This is a genomic window from Orenia metallireducens (assembly GCF_003001995.1).
GTDB lineage: Bacteria > Bacillota > Halanaerobiia > Halobacteroidales > Halobacteroidaceae > Orenia > Orenia metallireducens_B.
Window position 1 is genome coordinate 1 of the sequence record NZ_PVNB01000005.1, and the last position, 18,100, is coordinate 18,100.

The 18,100-nt window shown below is 34.0% G+C and carries 19 protein-coding genes; 3 read left to right on the forward strand and 16 right to left on the reverse strand.

Annotated elements, in window-relative coordinates:
• Positions 1–530 precede the first annotated feature (530 nt).
• From BX659_RS04635 to pfkB (BX659_RS04700), 15 genes are all read right to left on the reverse strand, one after another.
• On the reverse strand, positions 531–1,133 hold the full coding sequence (locus BX659_RS04635; RefSeq protein WP_172431817.1) for a class I SAM-dependent methyltransferase: 603 nt from the start codon (positions 1,131–1,133) through the stop codon (positions 531–533).
• On the reverse strand, positions 1,094–2,353 hold the full coding sequence (locus tag BX659_RS04640; RefSeq protein WP_253250659.1) for a putative glycoside hydrolase: 1,260 nt from the start codon (positions 2,351–2,353) through the stop codon (positions 1,094–1,096). Before BX659_RS04640 ends, BX659_RS04635 begins: the two co-directional genes overlap by 40 nt.
• A 161-nt stretch (positions 2,354–2,514) precedes the next feature.
• A complete protein-coding gene (gene lysS / locus BX659_RS04645) occupies positions 2,515–3,987 on the reverse strand; it encodes a lysine--tRNA ligase (protein ID WP_097016657.1) in 1,473 nt (490 codons plus the stop codon).
• A gap of 47 nt (positions 3,988–4,034) precedes the next feature.
• Positions 4,035–4,511, reverse strand: coding sequence for a transcription elongation factor GreA (gene greA / locus BX659_RS04650; RefSeq protein WP_097016658.1), 477 nt, complete (start codon positions 4,509–4,511; stop codon positions 4,035–4,037).
• A 132-nt stretch (positions 4,512–4,643) separates the two neighbouring features.
• On the reverse strand, positions 4,644–5,714 hold the full coding sequence (locus BX659_RS04655) for a polysaccharide biosynthesis protein (RefSeq protein WP_097016659.1): 1,071 nt from the start codon (positions 5,712–5,714) through the stop codon (positions 4,644–4,646).
• A gap of 85 nt (positions 5,715–5,799) precedes the next feature.
• A complete protein-coding gene (locus BX659_RS04660) occupies positions 5,800–6,714 on the reverse strand; it encodes a quinate 5-dehydrogenase (RefSeq protein WP_097016660.1) in 915 nt (304 codons plus the stop codon).
• A 110-nt stretch (positions 6,715–6,824) separates the two neighbouring features.
• A complete protein-coding gene (gene dusB, locus BX659_RS04665; RefSeq protein WP_097016661.1) occupies positions 6,825–7,793 on the reverse strand; it encodes a tRNA dihydrouridine synthase DusB in 969 nt (322 codons plus the stop codon).
• A 126-nt stretch (positions 7,794–7,919) separates the two neighbouring features.
• On the reverse strand, positions 7,920–8,693 hold the full coding sequence (locus tag BX659_RS04670) for a type III pantothenate kinase (protein WP_097016662.1): 774 nt from the start codon (positions 8,691–8,693) through the stop codon (positions 7,920–7,922).
• 26 nt (positions 8,694–8,719) lie between these two features.
• On the reverse strand, positions 8,720–9,742 hold the full coding sequence (locus BX659_RS04675; RefSeq protein ID WP_258176106.1) for a biotin--[acetyl-CoA-carboxylase] ligase: 1,023 nt from the start codon (positions 9,740–9,742) through the stop codon (positions 8,720–8,722).
• A 73-nt stretch (positions 9,743–9,815) separates the two neighbouring features.
• Positions 9,816–11,192: a fructose-specific PTS transporter subunit EIIC gene (locus BX659_RS04680; protein WP_216358743.1), complete on the reverse strand. Its 1,377-nt coding sequence runs from the start codon at positions 11,190–11,192 to the stop codon at positions 9,816–9,818.
• Between the two features lie 84 nt (positions 11,193–11,276).
• Complete coding sequence (locus BX659_RS19255; protein ID WP_216358744.1) at positions 11,277–11,729, reverse strand: PTS sugar transporter subunit IIA; 453 nt, start codon at positions 11,727–11,729, stop codon at positions 11,277–11,279.
• A gap of 15 nt (positions 11,730–11,744) precedes the next feature.
• Positions 11,745–12,677, reverse strand: coding sequence for a 1-phosphofructokinase (pfkB, locus tag BX659_RS04685; RefSeq protein ID WP_097016664.1), 933 nt, complete (start codon positions 12,675–12,677; stop codon positions 11,745–11,747).
• Between the two features lie 11 nt (positions 12,678–12,688).
• Positions 12,689–13,453 (reverse strand): DeoR/GlpR family DNA-binding transcription regulator, encoded by a 765-nt coding sequence (locus BX659_RS04690; RefSeq protein ID WP_258176107.1) that lies wholly within the window; start codon positions 13,451–13,453, stop codon positions 12,689–12,691.
• 355 nt (positions 13,454–13,808) lie between these two features.
• On the reverse strand, positions 13,809–14,261 hold the full coding sequence (locus BX659_RS04695; RefSeq protein WP_097016665.1) for a PTS sugar transporter subunit IIA: 453 nt from the start codon (positions 14,259–14,261) through the stop codon (positions 13,809–13,811).
• Between the two features lie 13 nt (positions 14,262–14,274).
• Positions 14,275–15,207 (reverse strand): 1-phosphofructokinase, encoded by a 933-nt coding sequence (pfkB, locus tag BX659_RS04700; protein WP_097016666.1) that lies wholly within the window; start codon positions 15,205–15,207, stop codon positions 14,275–14,277.
• 610 nt (positions 15,208–15,817) lie between these two features.
• On the opposite strand from pfkB (BX659_RS04700), the gene BX659_RS04705 reads away from it, so the two are divergent.
• Genes BX659_RS04705 through BX659_RS04715 form a run of 3 tightly spaced genes read left to right on the forward strand, consistent with a single transcriptional unit; the run spans position 15,818 to position 16,869 of the window.
• Positions 15,818–15,994, forward strand: coding sequence for a spore coat associated protein CotJA (locus BX659_RS04705; RefSeq protein WP_097016667.1), 177 nt, complete (start codon positions 15,818–15,820; stop codon positions 15,992–15,994).
• A 24-nt stretch (positions 15,995–16,018) separates the two neighbouring features.
• Positions 16,019–16,270, forward strand: coding sequence for a spore coat protein CotJB (locus tag BX659_RS04710; RefSeq protein WP_097016668.1), 252 nt, complete (start codon positions 16,019–16,021; stop codon positions 16,268–16,270).
• A gap of 17 nt (positions 16,271–16,287) precedes the next feature.
• Positions 16,288–16,869, forward strand: coding sequence for a manganese catalase family protein (locus BX659_RS04715; RefSeq protein WP_097016669.1), 582 nt, complete (start codon positions 16,288–16,290; stop codon positions 16,867–16,869).
• A gap of 69 nt (positions 16,870–16,938) precedes the next feature.
• Here the strand turns inward: BX659_RS04715 and BX659_RS04720 are convergent, their stop codons facing one another.
• Positions 16,939–18,093, reverse strand: a complete 1,155-nt coding sequence (locus BX659_RS04720) for a glycosyltransferase family 4 protein (RefSeq protein ID WP_097016670.1) — start codon at positions 18,091–18,093, stop codon at positions 16,939–16,941.
• Positions 18,094–18,100 lie beyond the last annotated feature (7 nt).

Below are 18,100 nucleotides of genomic sequence, written 5' to 3' on the forward strand. Positions count from 1 at the left end.
GTGAATACACATTTAATAACAAAAGTTTGATTAGCTCTATATTACGCTTGGTCAAAACTTGCATTGTTTAGTTTTCAAAGACCAAATTTAGTGCCGCCTTTAGTAGCGACATTTAATATCTTATCAAATCTCATTTCAGTTGTCAATAACTTTTTGAAAGTTTTTTTGGCAACAACAGAAAATAGAACCTGTCCAAGATTTTTTAAGGAAAACTTCAATACTCAACAAAGGTTATTCTATCAAATTTTATATTAATTGTCAAGAAAAAGTTTTAGATTAAATCTAACAAGTATATCTCATAGTAAAAACAATAATTGAGATTTTTTATTATAAATTGAAATCTTTTTTATATAATTCTTGCAAACAACAGTTAACATACTAACATCTAAACTATAGCTTGTCAATAATTATTTAATAATAAGTTTATAATGCTTAATATTGAGGTATAAAATTAGTCAACATCAAAAAATCTATACTCAACATTATAAAGAAACTGTAAATGCTGAGTATAGACTTTTATTTCTTATTATTTACCTACATAAAGCAACCATCAAATAATAATCTTTACCTTTAATCGGCTTTTCTATAGTCTTATCACATTGACAATATAAATCTATTTCTGAAAATGGACTTAATAATTCTCTAAATTCTTCTTCTGTATATTGTCTATAGTGATATGGATTAACACATTCAAAGTCTCTACCCCTTCCAAAAGGAGTAGAGACAATTAATAAGCCATCTTTTTTTAATAATTTTTTTAAGTTATAAACAAAAGTATGATCATCCTTAATATGCTCTATTGTCTCCATACTAACGATAGTATCGAATTTCCCTATTTTATCACAAAGAGATTTATCATTAACATCTCCTACTAAAAATTCATTCCATGAATAGTTATATACCCTTTTAGCATATTCAATTGTCTCTTCATCTATATCTATTCCTATTATCTTATCAATCCCTTCACCCATTGCCATTAGAATTTCACTTCCATATCCTACTCCACAGGCGATATCTAAGACTCTTCCTTTAGCAAAACGGCTAGCAAATTTGTATCTAGCTATATGCTCTATTACTAAACCATTTCTAGGATTCATTTCTTCTGGAATAACTCGCTCCCCTGTAAATTCCATCTCTCTTCCATTCCCTTCTTACTCTCATCTTTTACTGCACTAATTGTATAAACTGATCTAGGATTCCACAATAACCAACTAGATATCTGATTATCCTTTACAGCCTTTATCTGTTCTTTAACTTCTTTATCTGTATATATATGTCTCAAAGAAAAATCTTGTAACCATGGTCTTAATTTATAACTCTTATCACCTAGCTTTTCTCTTGCATCTTCTAAGCTTTCAAAAATTATATCATAGGGGTTACTATCAGGATTATCTATCCCATAAAATCCGGCACTATAATGAGAAGGATAAATCATCGGTGACAGATAATCTACATAATCAACTAATCTTGTAATATCCTGTCCTATCTTTAAATCACCTTTTGCAGTAGTAGTCAAACCAAATACATCTGCAGAGATCAAAATATTATATTTCCCTAATCTCTCATTAGCAAACTTCAAAAAACCCTCTATAGCATCTGTTCTTGATCTATTCTCTTCCAACCTAATAATCAACTCACTATTTACTGCCAAGGTAGGAAATCTAATGTAATCAAACTGAATCTCATCCAATCCTAACTTAACCGCCTGCTCTGCTATCGTTATGTTATGCTTCCAAACCTCTTTGGAATAAGGACTGGTCCAGAGGTTACTATTAATTACAGTTTCATTGTCAATAGCAGATATATATTTCAAAGCGTATTTTGAGTTCTTTTTAGCAAAGACAGGATCTTTAAAAACGGCTAACCTTCCAATCACATATATCCCTTTTTTATGGGCTTTATCTATCAATTCTTTTAATCCATTCCCAAATAAATTTGAAATATCATTCTGATTCTTAGAAAATGTAATACGCCCTGTTACATCCTTTAAATCCACTACAATTGAATTCAAATTACTCTCTTCAACCTCTTTTATCAAATTATCAATCTTTCTCTCATTACTCACTACCCAACCATTTATATAGATACCTCTAACCTCTTTAGAATAAGTAAAATGAGGTGATACTAAATCAATTTTACTTAAACTATAATCACTTTTATTTCTAATAGGAAGATTGAGAGTAATCCTATCAGATGTAAGTGATCCTTTATTTATATTAGATATATTAGATTGAGTGTAATCATTTAACTCTAATTCTTTCTTATAATCTAACACAAGACTAGCATCAACATTAAAGGAAAATAATGAAGCTAAAAACATAGTTATTACAATTACTGATATTTTTTTTATCACTCTCAACACCTCTTATTTTTTAGCAATTGTCTCTAATTCTTATTCTAAATCTTATTATAACATATGTTAGAGGCGCTTTTTATATAAATTTATTAGGTAAAAAAACAAAAAGAGGTGGCACTACCACCTCTTGAAGAAAAATCTATAAACTACTAAAGATACTATTTAACCTCTGGTCTTAAATGTGGGAAGAAGATAACCTCTCTGATAGATGGAGAATCTGTTAATAACATAATCAATCTATCAATTCCAATCCCTAATCCTCCTGCAGGTGGCATTCCATATTCTAATGCTCTAATAAAGTCTTCATCCATCATATGAGCTTCATCATCTCCTGCTTCCCTTTGGGATACTTGGGCTTCAAATCTTCCTTTTTGATCAATTGGATCATTAAGCTCAGAAAAGGCATTAGCTATCTCATTTCCTGCAATAAATAACTCAAATCTATCTGTAAAATCAGGATTATCTGGATTACGTTTAGCCAGTGGAGATACTTCTACAGGATATTGTGTGATAAATGTTGGTTGGATTAATTTAGCTTCTACAAACTCCTCAAAGAATTCATTTATAATCTCTCCAACAGATGTCTTGTCATCAACTTTAACACCTTTTTCCTTAGCTAAAGCCTTTGCTTCCTCTACCGTACTTATTTCAGAAAAATCCACTCCAGCATACTTTTTAATAGAATCAACCATAGTCATTCTATCCCAATCACCTAAATCAATCTCTAAACCATCATAAGAAATCTCTAAAGTTCCTAATACATCTTGGGCAACTGTCTTAATTAAATCTTCAGTAATCTCTATCATATCTTCATAATCAGCATAAGCCTCATATAACTCTAAAGAAGTGAATTCTGGATTATGTTTAGTTGATAAACCTTCATTTCTCATATTTTTACCAAGCTCAAATACCTTTTCAAAGCCACCAACTAGCAACCTCTTTAGATAAAGTTCTGGTGCAATTCTCATATATAAGTCGATATCCAAGGCATTATGATGAGTCACAAAAGGTCTAGCAGAAGCTCCACCAGCTATTGGATGCATTAATGGAGTCTGAACCTCTAAGAAATCTCTTCCTTCTAAATAACTTCTAATTTTATGTAAGATTCGACTTCTTAAAATAAACTTATCTTTTACTTCAGGATTTACTACCAAGTCAACATATCTTTGACGATATCTTAACTCAACATCCTTTAGACCATGCCATTTTTCTGGTAATGGACGTAAAGATTTTGATAATAATTTAAAACTCTTAACTCTGATACTGATCTCTCCACGTCTAGTTTTAAAAACAGTACCCTCTATTCCAACATGATCACCGATATTTAAGCTAGTAAATAACTCATATAACTCTTCACCTAGTTTATTCTGTTGAGCATAAACCTGAACTCTCCCTGACATATCCACAATATCAGCAAAAGAAGACTTTCCATGATTTCTAAAGGCCATGATACGACCAGCAGCCTTGATAACCTTCTCTTTAGCTTCTAATTCTTCAAAATTATCTAGTATATCGGCTACTATGTCCTCTCGATCAAAGTCATTACTATAAGCTTCAATTCCTGCTTCATTTAAATCATCTAACTTCTTATGGCGCTCCATCATCAACTCATTCAATTCATTTTCTAACATAACCCTATATACCCCCAAGTTTCATAAATTTATTACTATTTAAATTATTATTTTGTAATTGATAATATTTCAAATTTGACTGTCCCAACTGGTACTTCAATCTCAACAGTATCTCCCACTTTGTGACCTATTAAGCCATTTCCAATTGGAGAAACATTTGAAATTCTATTCTCATCTGGGTCAACTTCAGTAGGTCCTACAATTTTAAATTCTTCTTCCTCATCAAACTCTAAATCTCTAACTGTAACTGTAGTTCCTAAACTGACCTTATCAGTAGTGATATTTTCTGTATTTATAACTTCAGCATTCTTTAGCATCTGCTCTAGTTCTCTAATTCTTCCTTCAATAAAGGCCTGTTCATTCTTAGCATCATCATATTCTGAATTCTCACTAATATCACCTAATGCTCTTGCTTCTTTGATTCTTTTAGCAATCTCTTTACGTTTAGGTCCTCTAAGCTGTTGCAACTCTTCTTTTAATTTATTTAAACCCTCCTGCGATATAACAATTCTCTCCTCTTTCATCCTAGATACCCCTTTTCTTAAATTTTATAATATATTTATTATTTCAAAAATATAAAATAGTGTCAAGACATATTGACTTAACACTATTTATCACACTTTAATAAATTATTATAATTCAACTTGTAAAAATTGTCAAGTAGAGCTAACTATTCTCCGAACTTTACTGACCTGTTGTAAAGTAACCTCCCTTTCTAGACTCCTTAAACTGGATAATCTAAATCCATGCTTATCAGCTAAATTGCTAATTTCAATTATCTTCTCTAAATCCAGCTCTGCACCTAAGCTATAATTCTCATACCTTCCTTCTAAGGATAAAATCATAGTCTCTGCCATACAGGCATAAGATGTTCCTTTTGGAAAACCAAAGTTTAAATTAAATTCTACCTCCCCTGGAACCTCTACTATCCCTCCATCTATAACTAAAATATCATCTCTTTTAAGTGCTATCTCTTCTGCAACATCACGAGGTCTAGCAATATCACAGACTATTGCTCCTGACTTTAATAAACTTACATCAATCAGGCTATCTACTGAACTAGATACGGTTACCACAATATCTGCTTCTGGTAATAGTTTATTTAAATCTATGCCAGTCTCCACTTGAACATTATATCCAGTTCTTAATTCATCAGCTAGCTCCTTTAATCTCTCTTCTCTTCTAGCTACCAACATTAAGTATTTATTATCTCTTGCTAATATCTTACTACAAGCCTTACCTATAGAACCAGTAGCTCCTACAATTAAGATATTACTTTTTCCCATATTGATTCCCATGATATCACTTGCTAGTCTAATTCCCTCTAATGCTGTAGCCACTGTATAACTATTACCTGTAGTTACAGGAATATTGAGGTTTTGGGCAACTGTAAGACCTTTATCCCCTACTACAGAGGTAAATGCACCTAATCCCACAATCTCTGCCCCCAACTCTTCTGCCTTTCTTCCAGCATCAATAATCTTTTCTATAACCTCTTCTGTTGGCAGTTCAATCATCTGTCTAGCAGTTAGAGGGCAACAAACAAAGTATCCCTCCGCTTTAACCCCCTTAACTGATTCAATTCCTGTAATATGTGATGCTTTAAAAGCTGGCACTACCTTAAGCATCTTCTCTAATAACCTATCTGAGAAGAATCTAGAGACAGGAAATTTCCTTGCTATGTCACTAACATCAAGAGGGTGAATTATAAATCCAAATTTCTTCATTAATTTGCCTCCTTATGATCACAATTGATTAAATCTTAACTACTTATAGTTACTTTGACTCCTATACCCTCATTTCAAAATGTAGTTATTTGATCAAATAATCCTGATTGAACTCTTCTAGTCTTGGTTCAAAATCAATCTCACGTAATATATTCAGATAATCCGAGACCCTTATTTCATCTAATGGCTTGTCTAACAAGGTTACTAAGATTGCTTCCATTACATTGGTACCAAAAGAACGCCCTCTAAACTCTGGTGTAGTTGTAATTAATTTATTTAATCCTCTCTGCTTTAATAAGTCTATATCTGAAGTTGTGACTGTATTTGTAATTACTATTTTATTTTTCAAATTTGACGGCAAATATCTCTTTATATAATGAAAGTCTCCTGCTATAATATCAGCCCACTGATAATACTTGCTATATTTATCTCTACTCTCTTCTTGTTTATTTCCTGTAGGATATAATAGCTTAAAGGGTAATCTACTGACAACAGGCATGATAATCTGTGCTATATTATGTAGTGCATCTAAAGACTTTAAAGGGACAGGTATACCTAATCCAAAGATTAAATCACCAATCAATAGTTCAGCTCCAATATCTTTAAGGGCTTCTGCCATTCCAAATCTATCTAAGGCACAGACCATTAAAATCTTCTTATCCTTTAAGTTGATCTTCTGATTAACATGACGTATTGCTCTACGTTCTAAAGTATTTTTTAATCCACTACCATCAACGATAGGTGTCTTATTAATATTTTTTATGATCTTCTTAGCATCCCTTAACAGATATCTCTTCTTACCAGCATAAAGGTATAAATCTATCCCACCTAAACCAAAAGCATCTACCTTACCATCAAGATCATTAAACATCTTAATAGCCTTATCCATATCACCATCGGTACCTATCCGTTCAATAATAAACTGCTCTCCTAGTATCTCCCTTTGTACCCGATGATCTCTAGCGGAAGATCCTAAGCTTATACTTACTACTCTTTTCATCTAATTCACCTCTTGAGGTTTAAAACTAATAAATTACTCTCACTTTAATATGTGATAATGATTTTAAATTTATGTATAAAATAAAAAAAAAGCTGACAATCTCTAGAATGTCAGCTCAACTCTGCTTGATAATCTCTTAATATTTTATTCATCACATCTACACTCTCTGCTTGATTCAAAAGATCTTTAATTGTTGTACAGTTTTGCAACCCTTTGATATACCAACTAGCATGCTTACGCATCTCTCTAACTGCTACATATTCCCCTTTATAGTCGACTAGATTCTCTAGATGAATAATTGCAGTCTCTAGTTTCTCTACTGGACTGGGAGGAGCTAATAATTTACCAGTTTTGAGATAATGGGAAGTTCTTTTAAAAATCCATGGATTACCTTGAGCACCTCTACCAATCATCACTCCATCACATTTTGTCTGCTTAATCATCTTTAAAGCATCCTCTGGCTTAAAGATATCGCCATTGCCGATTACAGGTATAGTTACTGCTTCTTTAACCTGGGCTATAATCTCCCAGTCTGCCTTGCCACTGTAAAATTGGTTTCTAGTTCTCCCATGTACAGCAATAGCCTCAGCTCCATTCTCTTCAGCAATCTGGGCTACCTCTACAGCATTGATACTATCTTGGTCCCAACCTGTCCTAATCTTAACGGTAACAGGTCTACTTACCGCCTCTACCATCGACTTTACTATCTCACCTAATAACTTAGGCTCTTTCATTAAAGCAGAGCCATATCCATTCTTAACAATCTTGGGAGTAGGACATCCTACATTCAAATCGATTATCTCTGGGTTACTCTCTTCTTCCACCTTTTTAGCAGCTTGAGCCATCACTTCAGGATCATTACCAAATACTTGGAGCGAAACTGGTCTCTCCTCTAAAGCCACCTCTAATAACTTCTCAGTCCTCTGATTCTCATAAACCAACCCATTGGCACTGACCATCTCGGTACAGACTAAGCCACATCCCATCCCTTTAACCAGCTTTCTATATGGTAAGTCTGTAACACCTGCCATTGGTGCCAAAATAACTGGATTATCTATTTCTACATCTCCTATCTTCAACAAAATGCTCACCTCATTTGAAATTTTCTAAATTAAAAGTTAAAAGGGAAACCTAAAAGTCTCCCTTGATAGTACATATATTAAAATAAACCTATAGTAATTTAGGTACTAATCACTCTTTATTCCTTACTGTTTATCTCTATTCATCTTTTCAATGATCCTCAAGCCCTCTAAAGTAAGAAATTCATTAACAATATCGATCTCCTCAGAACGTGGACTAATCAGCTCTGCTAAACCTCCTGTGGAAATAACCTTAGCATCCTTAGCAAACTCTTCTTTCATCCTTCTAACTATTCCATCTACTTGTCCTACAAACCCATATAAGATTCCCGACTGTAATGCATCATGGGTATTCTTCCCAATTACATTCTGAGGAAAGTTTAACTCTATTCTAGGTAGCTTGGCTGCTCTATCAAACAAGGCCTCAGTAGAGATACCTATACCTGGAGCAATAACTCCTCCTAGATATTCACCATTAGTAGATAAGGCGTCAAAGGTAGTTGCTGTACCAAAATCAACTATAATAGCTGGACCACCATATAGTTCATCAACTGCAACAGCATTTACTATTCTATCAGCCCCTACTTCTCTAGGATTATCCATCTTGATATTGATTCCAGTCTTAACCCCTGGACCAATTACTAAGGCTTCTACTCCAAAATACTTGATCGCTACCTCATCTAAAGTGTTGATAATTGGAGGCACAACCGATGAAATCATCATCTTATCTACATCCTCTAACTTAAAACCATTACTCTCAAAAAGATTAATCAATAATATTCCATATTCATCTACAGTCTTACTTCTATCAGTAGAGATTCTCCAATCTATTAATAGCTCATCATCCTGATATAAGCCTAATACAATGTTAGTGTTACCTACATCAATAGCTAAAATCATCTTCCTTCTCTCCTTATCATTTATTATCAATTCCCAGAATTAAAGCCCTGATGACATAAAGATACTTCACCAGAGTAAAACTTTCTAACTTTATCATCAACCTTAACAAGCAATGCCCCATCTTCGGCTATATCGATAGCCTCTCCTATTATCTCTTCTCTTTTACTATCTATCTTTACTATCCTACCAAGGGTATAAGAGTATGCTTTCCATTCTTCTAATATCTCTTCGAAATTATTTAGCTTATAATAGATCCTCTCTATCTCTTCTAGCAGTGCTTGTACAAATTCAACTCTACTTACCTTCTTACCAGTCTCATGATAAATAGTAGTTACCTTATTATGTAAAGATTCATCAAAGTTGTCTAAAGAAAAATTGAGATTAATCCCCATTCCAACTACTAGATAGTCAACTCTATCTAATTCAGCACCCATCTCAGTCAAGATTCCACTGACCTTCTTATCACCAATAAGAATGTCATTAGGCCACTTTATCTTAGCATCTACAGCACTTAGCTTATTTATTGTCTTTACTATAGCTAAGGAAGCTATATAGGTAGCTCTAGTAGCCAATGTAGGCTTGATATCAGGGCGTAGAATACAAGATAACCAAATCCCCCCTAAAGGGCTACAGAACTCTCTGCCTAAGCGTCCCTTGCCTCTCTTCTGTTCTTCAGCTATAACTACTGTTCCTTCATCCACACCACTTTGGGCTAACCTCTTAGCTGTATCATTGGTCGACTCTATCTCTTTATAATAAATTATCTCTTGTCCAATTATCTCTGTATTTAAATTACGCTTAATCTCTTCTGGCAATAGATTATCAGCAGAAGTAATCAATCGGTAGCCTACCTTTGATGAAGATTCGATCTGATAACCTGCCTCTCTTAAGTAATTAATATACTTCCAAATTGAAGTTCTAGATACCCCTAATTTATTACTCAACTCTTCACCAGATAAATACTTATCTTGATTTTGATATAATAGATCCAATACTTTCTCTCTACGACTTAGATTCTTTTTCATAGCTTCACCTTCTTTTTCTAACAACAATTATATAATATCTTACCCCAAAATACAAAATAAAAAAGAGAGGATTACTCCTCTCTTTGAAATATTTATATTAAGCTTTTACTTCATCCTTTAAAATACTAATTAAAGCTGCAGAGACTATAGTACCAACCAAGATAGACACTGCATACATCACTACATTTCCTACAGCTCCAGGGATAAAGACAGTAAAGATTCCACCATGAGGGGCTCTTAAGGTTGCATTAAATAGCATTGATAATGCTCCAGTTACGGCAGATCCAGCGATAATAGAAGGGATTACCTTCACTGGATCAGCTGCTGCAAAAGGAATTGCACCCTCTGTAATAAAGGAGATACCTAATACTGCTGCTGCTTTACCAGCTTCTTTTTGCTGTTTGTCAAATTTCTTTGGAGCAATAAATGTAGCTACAGCTACAGCTAATGGTGGTACCATACCAGCTGCCATCACAGCTGCCATTGGAGCATAAACCTCAGATGCCAATAATCCAGTTGCAAAGGTATAAGCAGCTTTATTAACAGGTCCACCCATATCAAAGGCCATCATCGCACCTAAAATCAATCCTAACAATACTCTATTGGTTCCAGACATTCCTTGTAACCAAGCAGTAAGAGCATCCATGATATTCTTCATCGGAGTTCCCAGTACATAAATCATCAATAAACCAATGATTAATACAGACAATAAAGGTAAAATCAAGACTGGCTTTAATCCTTGGAAGTTCTTAGGTAACTTAATGTTGTCATTTAAGAACTTAGTAATATAACCAGCTAAAAATCCTGCTACCAGCCCACCTAAGAAGCCAGCACCAATATTGGCAGCTAACATACCTCCAACCATACCTGGAGCAAAACCAGGACGATCAGCAATAGAGCTAGCGATAAATCCTGCCAATACTGGAATCATTAAGGCAAATGCTGTTCCTCCACCAATTGTCATTAAAGCTGCAGCTAAAGTTCCCTCTTGCTCAAAAGCCTTGATCCCAAAGACAAAGGAGAGGGCAATTGCCAAACCACCAGCAACAACAAAGGGTAGCATATTAGAAACACCATTCATTAAGTGCTTATAGAATCCTGTTCTTTGAGAGCTTCTTTCTGCTTTATGCTGTTGAACATTATCTAATAGGTCTTCTTCTGGCTCAAAGTCTTTAGCCTTCTCTAAAGCTTCTTCTATCAAGCCAGCAGGGTCCTTAATCGCAGCTCCTACTGGTACAGAGACAACAGGCTTTCCTTTAAAACGATCAACATCTGCATCGGTATCAGCAGCAACAATAATTGCTTCTGCTTCCTTAATATCTTCTGGAGTCAACCCATTCTCTACTCCTACAGAACCTCTAGTCTCTACTTTAATCTCAATCCCTTTCTCCTTAGCAGCTCCTTCTAAAGCTTCAGCAGCCATATAAGTATGGGCTACACCAGTTGGACAAGCAGTTACAGCTAATATTCTCATTTTATTTCCCCCTTTAAAATAATAGTTATTTATATCTAGATTCCATTTACCAATATTACCTATACCTCTTCTAAAGCTTAATAATTACTCATTCTCTTTTATAACTGTTAAAATCTCTTCTTTTGTATTGGCAGCCATCAATGCTTCTCTAAAATCTGCATGCATTAATTTACGGGATAACTGAGCCAATACTTTCAAATGCTCATCATTCTTTCCTTCTGGAACTGCAATCATAAAGAAGATTTTTGCTGGCTGGTCATCAAAGCTCTCAAAATCAATCCCTTTCTCTGACTTAGCAAAAACTAAGGTAGGCTCTTTAACAACACCACTTTTCCCATGGGGAATTGCGACACCATTTCCTACACCAGTTGTACTTTTAGCTTCTCTGGCTAAGATTGTCTGATAAAACTCCTCCTTAGAAGTAATTTTACCAGCAACATCTAATAAATCTACCATCTCTGCTAAAGCTTCATTTTTAGTATTATTGGCTAAATTAAGTTTGATTAAATCTTCACTCATTAAATTACTAATTTTCACCTATACTCAACTCCCTTATTCTAAGATTTCTATCTCAACTTGAGTTAATAACTCTTCAACTTCATCCTTCTTACAGATTTGTGTACCTGACTGCATAACAGTATTAGCACTAGCCGCAGTAGCATAATGGATAGCTTCTTTTAAACTTTTCCCTTGACTTAACTTCAAGGATATAGCCCCTACCAAAGTATCACCTGCCCCAACAGAGCTAGCCACTTCAATCTTAGGAGCTTTTATCTTTAAGACTCCAGCGTCACTAACAACGATTGATCCCTCGCCTCCTAAAGAGACAACTATAATCTCAATCCCCTGTTGGTGGAGTTTCTTAGCTGCACTAATAACCTCATCAGTATCTTTTAGAGGTTTGTTAATCAACTTCTCTAACTCATCTAAGTTGGGCTTAATCAGATAAGGTTTTGCTTCTAACGACTTCATTAAAGAAATCCCTGATGTATCCAAAACTACTTTAACACCTTTGCCTTGTAGTTTAGCTATCAACTGGGCATAAAAATCTTCTGGAACCCCTCTTGGCAGACTACCAGCTAGTACTACTAGATTATCCCTTATGATGTTATTTAATAAATTTTCTTCTAAATTAATTAAATCTGATTTGCTAATACTAGGACCTGGTTCATTAACCTCTGTCTCCTCAGTAGTAGCAAGATCAATAATCTTTAAATTGGTACGGGTCTCACCCTCTACTTCAGTAAAAGAATGATTAATTCCAGCACTAGTCAACCTATCTTTAATAAACTGACCACTACTGCCTCCTACAAATCCTAAAGCCTTTGTACTACCATCTAGTTCAGCAATTACCTTTGAAACATTAATCCCTTTACCCCCAGCGTCCTTTCTAACATGTTTAATCCGATTTAATGCTCCAACTTTAAAATCGAATAATTCAACAGTCTTGTCTACGGCAGGATTTAAAGTTACTGTTATAATCATCTGCTCACCTCCTAAGCTAAGATAATATCAACCTTCTCTTTAAAACTATCTACTAACTCTTCTTTTAAGCTACTATCACTTACAATAATATCTACCTCTTCAATTTCAACCACTTTAACAAAGGATGTCTCTTCAAATTTACTATAATCGGCTAATACAATTACCTCTTTGGCTCTTTCTAGCATCGTCTTTTTGGTATTGGCTTCTACTAGATCAGGGGTTGTTATCCCTGCCTTTAAATCAATTCCATTGGTTCCTAAAAAGACTTTGTCGGCATAAAATTTACTTAAATTGTCTTCAGCAACAGGACCTACCATAGCTAAGGTATGCTTTCTTAAATGACCTCCAATTAAAATTACTTCACAGTTACCTTGTGATAATTCTAAGGCAATATTGACACCATTTGTTACAACTGTCAGGTCTTGATAATCACCTAAATGCTTAGCTAATTCAGTTGTAGTTGTCCCTGCATCCAAGATTATCGTATCTCCTTCATTGATTAATCCTGCAGCTTTGCGCCCAATATTTACTTTGGCTTGATGATGCTCTTTTTCTTTCTCAATAAAGGATGGTTCAAACTTTGTCCCTCCTTTAGCTACTGCTCCTCCATGAGTTCTCTGAATTAAACTCTGCTCTTCTAATAGTTGTAAATCCCTTCTGATTGTAGAAGCAGATACATTGAACTGTTCACATAATTGATTAACTGTAACAGAATTATTCTTTTCAAGTATCTCTACTATTTTCAATTGTCGTTCTTCTGCAAAAATTTTAATCACCTCTTATCTTGATATCTGTTTAGAAGTTTTCCACCAGCTAAACAAAAAATACCCTCCCTCAATTTTAGACTATCTACTTTTACAGATAGTAATTGAAAGTGGGTATTATCATCTTATATGGTCTTATCCCATTTATCTACTTTAGTGTAGATTATATTCGATTTTTATTCAAGAATGAACTTTTTAGTTTAATCACTTATGATTGCTTATGCTTGTTTGTTGTTACTTATGATTATATTATAAGTTTTCAGAAAAGTCAAGCCCATAACTTATAAAAGTTCCAATAATCTTTGACGACAGAAAAAGAGAAGGTTTACCCACCTTATGATAACCTCTCTAATTATTTTATAATCTTCTATTCATTCTCTTTGATTACTGCCAATACTTCTTCTGCAGTGTTAGCAGCTAATAAAGCATCTCTAAAATCAGCATGCATTAATTTACGAGATAATTGAGCCAATACTTTCAGATGTTCGTCATTCTTTCCTTCTGGAACTGCAATCATAAAGAAGATTTTTGCTGGATTATCATCGAAACTTTCAAAGTCTACTCCTGCTTCAGAATTAGCAAAAACAAGAGCAGCTTCCTTAACAACACTACTTTTCCCATGAGGAATAGCAACTCCATTACCTACACCAGTAGAGCTCTTTTCTTCTCTAGCTAAAATTGTTTGATAAAACTCTTCATTAGATGTAATCTTAGCATTCTGATCTAATACATCCACCATCTCTTGTAAAACAGCATTCTTTTCAGTATTCTCTAAACCAATTTTAATTAACTCTGGACTTAATAAACTACTAATTTTCATCTTTATCCTCTCCTTATTCTAATATGTCTATAGTAATTTGATCTAACAATTGATCAATCTCATCCTGTTTACATAACTGAGTCCCTGCTTTAGTTACACTGTTAGCACTAGCAGCTGTAGCAAAATGTATTGCTTCTTTTAAATCTACCCCTTGGCTTAATTTTAGACTTAAAGCCCCAACAAGAGTATCACCAGCTCCTACTGTACTTTCTACCTCTACTTTAGGAGCATTTACCTTTAGTACTCCATTTTGACTAACTACAATTGAACCTTCACCACCTAAAGAAACAACTACTATTTCAACCCCACTTTGATGTATCTCTTTAGCAGCTTCTATAACTTTAGATGTTGATTCTAAAGGTCTAGCAACTATCTTTTCTAATTCATGAATATTTGGTTTAACTAAAGATGGCTTAGCCTTAACTCCTTCAAGAAAAGGTTGCCCATATGTATCTAAAACCACTTTTCCACCTTTTTGCTTAACCTTTGTTATTAAATCAGCATAAATATCTTCAGGAGTACCTTGTGGTAAACTTCCTGTGAGAATTACAAAATCTCCAGTCTTAACTGTATTTAATAAATCATCAGTTAATTTAGCCAAATCTTCAGCACTTACCTGTGGACCTGGTTCATTAATCTCAGTCTCCTCATCAGTAGCTAGATCGATCATCTTCAGATTAGTACGGGTCTCACCAGCTAACCATGTAAAGTTATGCTTAACCCCTATCATTTCTAAGCTATCTGCGATAAATTGACCACTGCTACCAGCTAGAAAACCTAATGCTTTGGTCTGTCCCTGTAGCTCAGCTACTACCTTAGAAACATTAATCCCTTTTCCTCCTGCATCCTTTCTAACCTCTTTAATTCTATTTAAAGAGCCTATTTCAAAGTTAGACAACTTGACCGTCTTATCGATTGCAGGATTTAAAGTTACTGTTATAACCATTATTCCACCCCCCTGTGTTGTTATTATTTCTATCTTATCCTTAAATTGATTTAAAACTTCCTTATCTAAAGTCTTATTAATGTATGTTTTATGATTGTTTTTGATTGAATATTGTTATTTGTGATTATATTATATTGTTTTCTAAAAGTCAAGGTAGTAATTATGAAATTAAACTTTAGAAGGATATTATGACATTTTTACTTTTTAAAAAGTAGATAAATTATTAGGTTCCGCCTAAGGGCGGGTTACGTTTTTCCTTGATGAAAAAGTAACCAAAAAATCAAGAAGAAAATTAAACTCGCTACACAATCAATATTAATTGAAAACAAGACAGCTAAGAGTTCTACTTCAAAGATTATTTTATAAATTATTATTTTTTTAGAATACTTGCTCCGCTCAAACATTAATTTCCTTCGCGTTAAAATATTTTAAATATTAACTTTTAACTCTTAATTTTTAACTATAAAACTGTCGCAATATACCAATTAAGTCTCACTTCAAACTTGAACATCAACCTAAGTAAAATTTCATCTTGAAATTTTTGAAATTAATTTAACACTTTTCCATTAATAGGAATAGGATATATTAGCTCAAATATGGAGGTGATTTAATGGCTCGTAATCGACCAAATATAGAAAAAGAACATTATCCTAGTCGTGATTTTGAACTAGCACAAGCTTATATTCCCTTTCAAAACTATGGACCACGTTATAGTCCAAGGGAAGCATTAAAAAGAGGCACTATCTTTATCGACCTGTATCGACCATACAAAAGGAAAAAAATCTAGTCCCATAGATAAGGAGGTGAAGAGATGACTAGAGAGCAATTAGAGATGCTTAAAGAACTTATGGCTCTTGATTTTTATGTATTAGAACTGAGTCTATTTTTGAATACTCATCCTAATAATCGCCAAGCTTTGGAAGACCATAATATGACTGTTAGAAAATATCAAGATTTGAAGATGGATTATGTCAGAAGATATGGTCCATTATGTATTGGCTGTGTCAGTGAATATCCATGGCAGTATATCGAGACAGCATGGCCATGGGAAATTGAATATTAAAAGGAGGAAAGAAAGATATGTGGAATTATGAAAAAATACTCCAATATCCAGTTAAGGTAAGTAAAAATGATTTAGAGATGGCAAAATATCTTTATGCTCAATATGGAGGCCCTGATAGTGAGCTATCAGCAGGAATTAGATACTTAACTCAAAGATACTTTATACCTACTGATGAGGCTAAGGCTACTTTAACAGAAATCGGAACTGAAGAACTGGCTCACTGGGAAATCTTGGGTACTTTGATCTATAAATTAACTGAAGGGCTCCCCGTTCAGGCTTTAAGAGATGCAGGGCTAGGTGCTCATTATGCTCAACATGGTAAGAATTTATATCCCCATGATGCAGCGGGGGTTCCTTGGACGGCTTCATATATTCAATCCCATGAAGACCCTATTGCCACTTTACATGAGAATTTGGCTGCTGAACAGAAGGCAAGGGCTACTTATGAATATTTAATTAACCTTAGCAATGATGCTGGAGTTATCGATACCTTAAGCTTTTTAAGAGAGAGAGAAGTAGTTCATTTCCAAAGATTTGGAGAAACCTTGGATATTGTTAGAGATTATTTAGAAAATGAGGGTGGGCGCAGAGATTATTAATTTAACAATTATCTAGGAAAAATAAAAAAGTGCTGCTAAATATTTAGCAGCACTTTTTTATTTTTAAATTTAGGCTGATATAAAGGCTTCTCTAGACTTATAATCGATTACTTCTTGATAATTGCTAACTAATCTTTCAAATACATTATACCATGACTTACTTAGTGCATATTTATGAGCATTATTGGCTAGTTCAGCCCTCAGCTCTTTATTTATAATCAATCTCTCTAATTTAACAGCAAAATTTTCTGGGCTTATCTCTTCACAAGCTAAACCATTATAATTATCCAGCAAATTCTCTCTAACTCCCCCTTCTAAAAAACTAACAACAGGAAGTCCCGATGCCATCGCTTCTAAAATTACATTCCCATAGGTCTCAGTTATTGATGGAAATGCAAAGATATCTGCAGAAGCATATGCTTGGCTTAACTCTTTACCCTTCATATATCCAGTAAAGATAACATTTTCAGGTGAATCTGCTTTTAATTCAGCTGATAATGGGCCATCACCAGTAATTAATAAGTTAACCTTGTCTTTATACTTCCGATTGATTAGCTTCATACTCTTAATTAATAGACCTAAGTTCTTCTCTGGTGCTAAACGCCCTACGTATAATAAAGTTATCTTATCTTCTAATCCATAGCTCTTTCTCAAACTCTCATCTCGATAATCAGGAGAGTAAAGACTAGTATCAATGCCCCTATCCCAAATTGCTAAATCCTTAATTCCATTCTTTCTTAGCTCTTCTAATGTTGCTTGTGAAGGGCAGAAATTCATTTCACAATGATCATGGAACCATTTAAAGAAGCTCCAGATCGGTTTTTCTAATAGTTTTAAATTATAATAATCAAGATAATGGGTAAAATTAGTGTGATAAGATGATACTAAAGGAATATTATAGCTAGTAGCATATTTCAAACCACACAATCCAAGATTAAAAGGTGTTACTATATGAATTAAATCAGGTTTATACTCATTTAAAATATTCTTGATTCTAAAATAATTAGGAACTGATAATCTACATTCTGGATACAAGAAAAATCTAAAACTTACCATCCGTTGAATATTATCCTCAAAGCTCTCATTATTCTTCTTATAGTCATCAGGTGCAAAGATTAGATAATCAATCCCCTTTTGATCAAAATGTTCTTTAAGCTTGCCTAAGGTCTTTGTTACACCATTAATCTGAGGAAAAAAAGTATCAGTAAAGATAGCAACTTTCATGGTTAGC

Coding starts and splice junctions, on each gene's coding strand:
- BX659_RS04635 (WP_172431817.1), bottom strand. CDS start 1,133: ATGGAATTTACAGGGGAGCGAGTTATTCCAGAAGAAATGAATCCTAGA.
- lysS (WP_097016657.1), bottom strand. CDS start 3,987: ATGTTAGAAAATGAATTGAATGAGTTGATGATGGAGCGCCATAAGAAG.
- greA (WP_097016658.1), bottom strand. CDS start 4,511: ATGAAAGAGGAGAGAATTGTTATATCGCAGGAGGGTTTAAATAAATTA.
- BX659_RS04655 (WP_097016659.1), bottom strand. CDS start 5,714: ATGAAGAAATTTGGATTTATAATTCACCCTCTTGATGTTAGTGACATA.
- BX659_RS04660 (WP_097016660.1), bottom strand. CDS start 6,714: ATGAAAAGAGTAGTAAGTATAAGCTTAGGATCTTCCGCTAGAGATCAT.
- BX659_RS04670 (WP_097016662.1), bottom strand. CDS start 8,693: ATGATTTTAGCTATTGATGTAGGTAACACTAACATTGTATTAGGCTTA.
- BX659_RS04680 (WP_216358743.1), bottom strand. CDS start 11,192: ATGAGAATATTAGCTGTAACTGCTTGTCCAACTGGTGTAGCCCATACT.
- pfkB (WP_097016664.1), bottom strand. CDS start 12,677: ATGATTATAACAGTAACTTTAAATCCTGCCGTAGACAAGACTGTTGAA.
- BX659_RS04695 (WP_097016665.1), bottom strand. CDS start 14,261: ATGAAAATTAGTAGTTTATTAAGTCCAGAGTTAATTAAAATTGGTTTA.
- pfkB (WP_097016666.1), bottom strand. CDS start 15,207: ATGGTTATAACAGTAACTTTAAATCCTGCAATCGATAAGACGGTCAAG.
- BX659_RS04705 (WP_097016667.1), top strand. CDS start 15,818: ATGGCTCGTAATCGACCAAATATAGAAAAAGAACATTATCCTAGTCGT.
- BX659_RS04710 (WP_097016668.1), top strand. CDS start 16,019: ATGACTAGAGAGCAATTAGAGATGCTTAAAGAACTTATGGCTCTTGAT.
- BX659_RS04715 (WP_097016669.1), top strand. CDS start 16,288: ATGTGGAATTATGAAAAAATACTCCAATATCCAGTTAAGGTAAGTAAA.
- BX659_RS04720 (WP_097016670.1), bottom strand. CDS start 18,093: ATGAAAGTTGCTATCTTTACTGATACTTTTTTTCCTCAGATTAATGGT.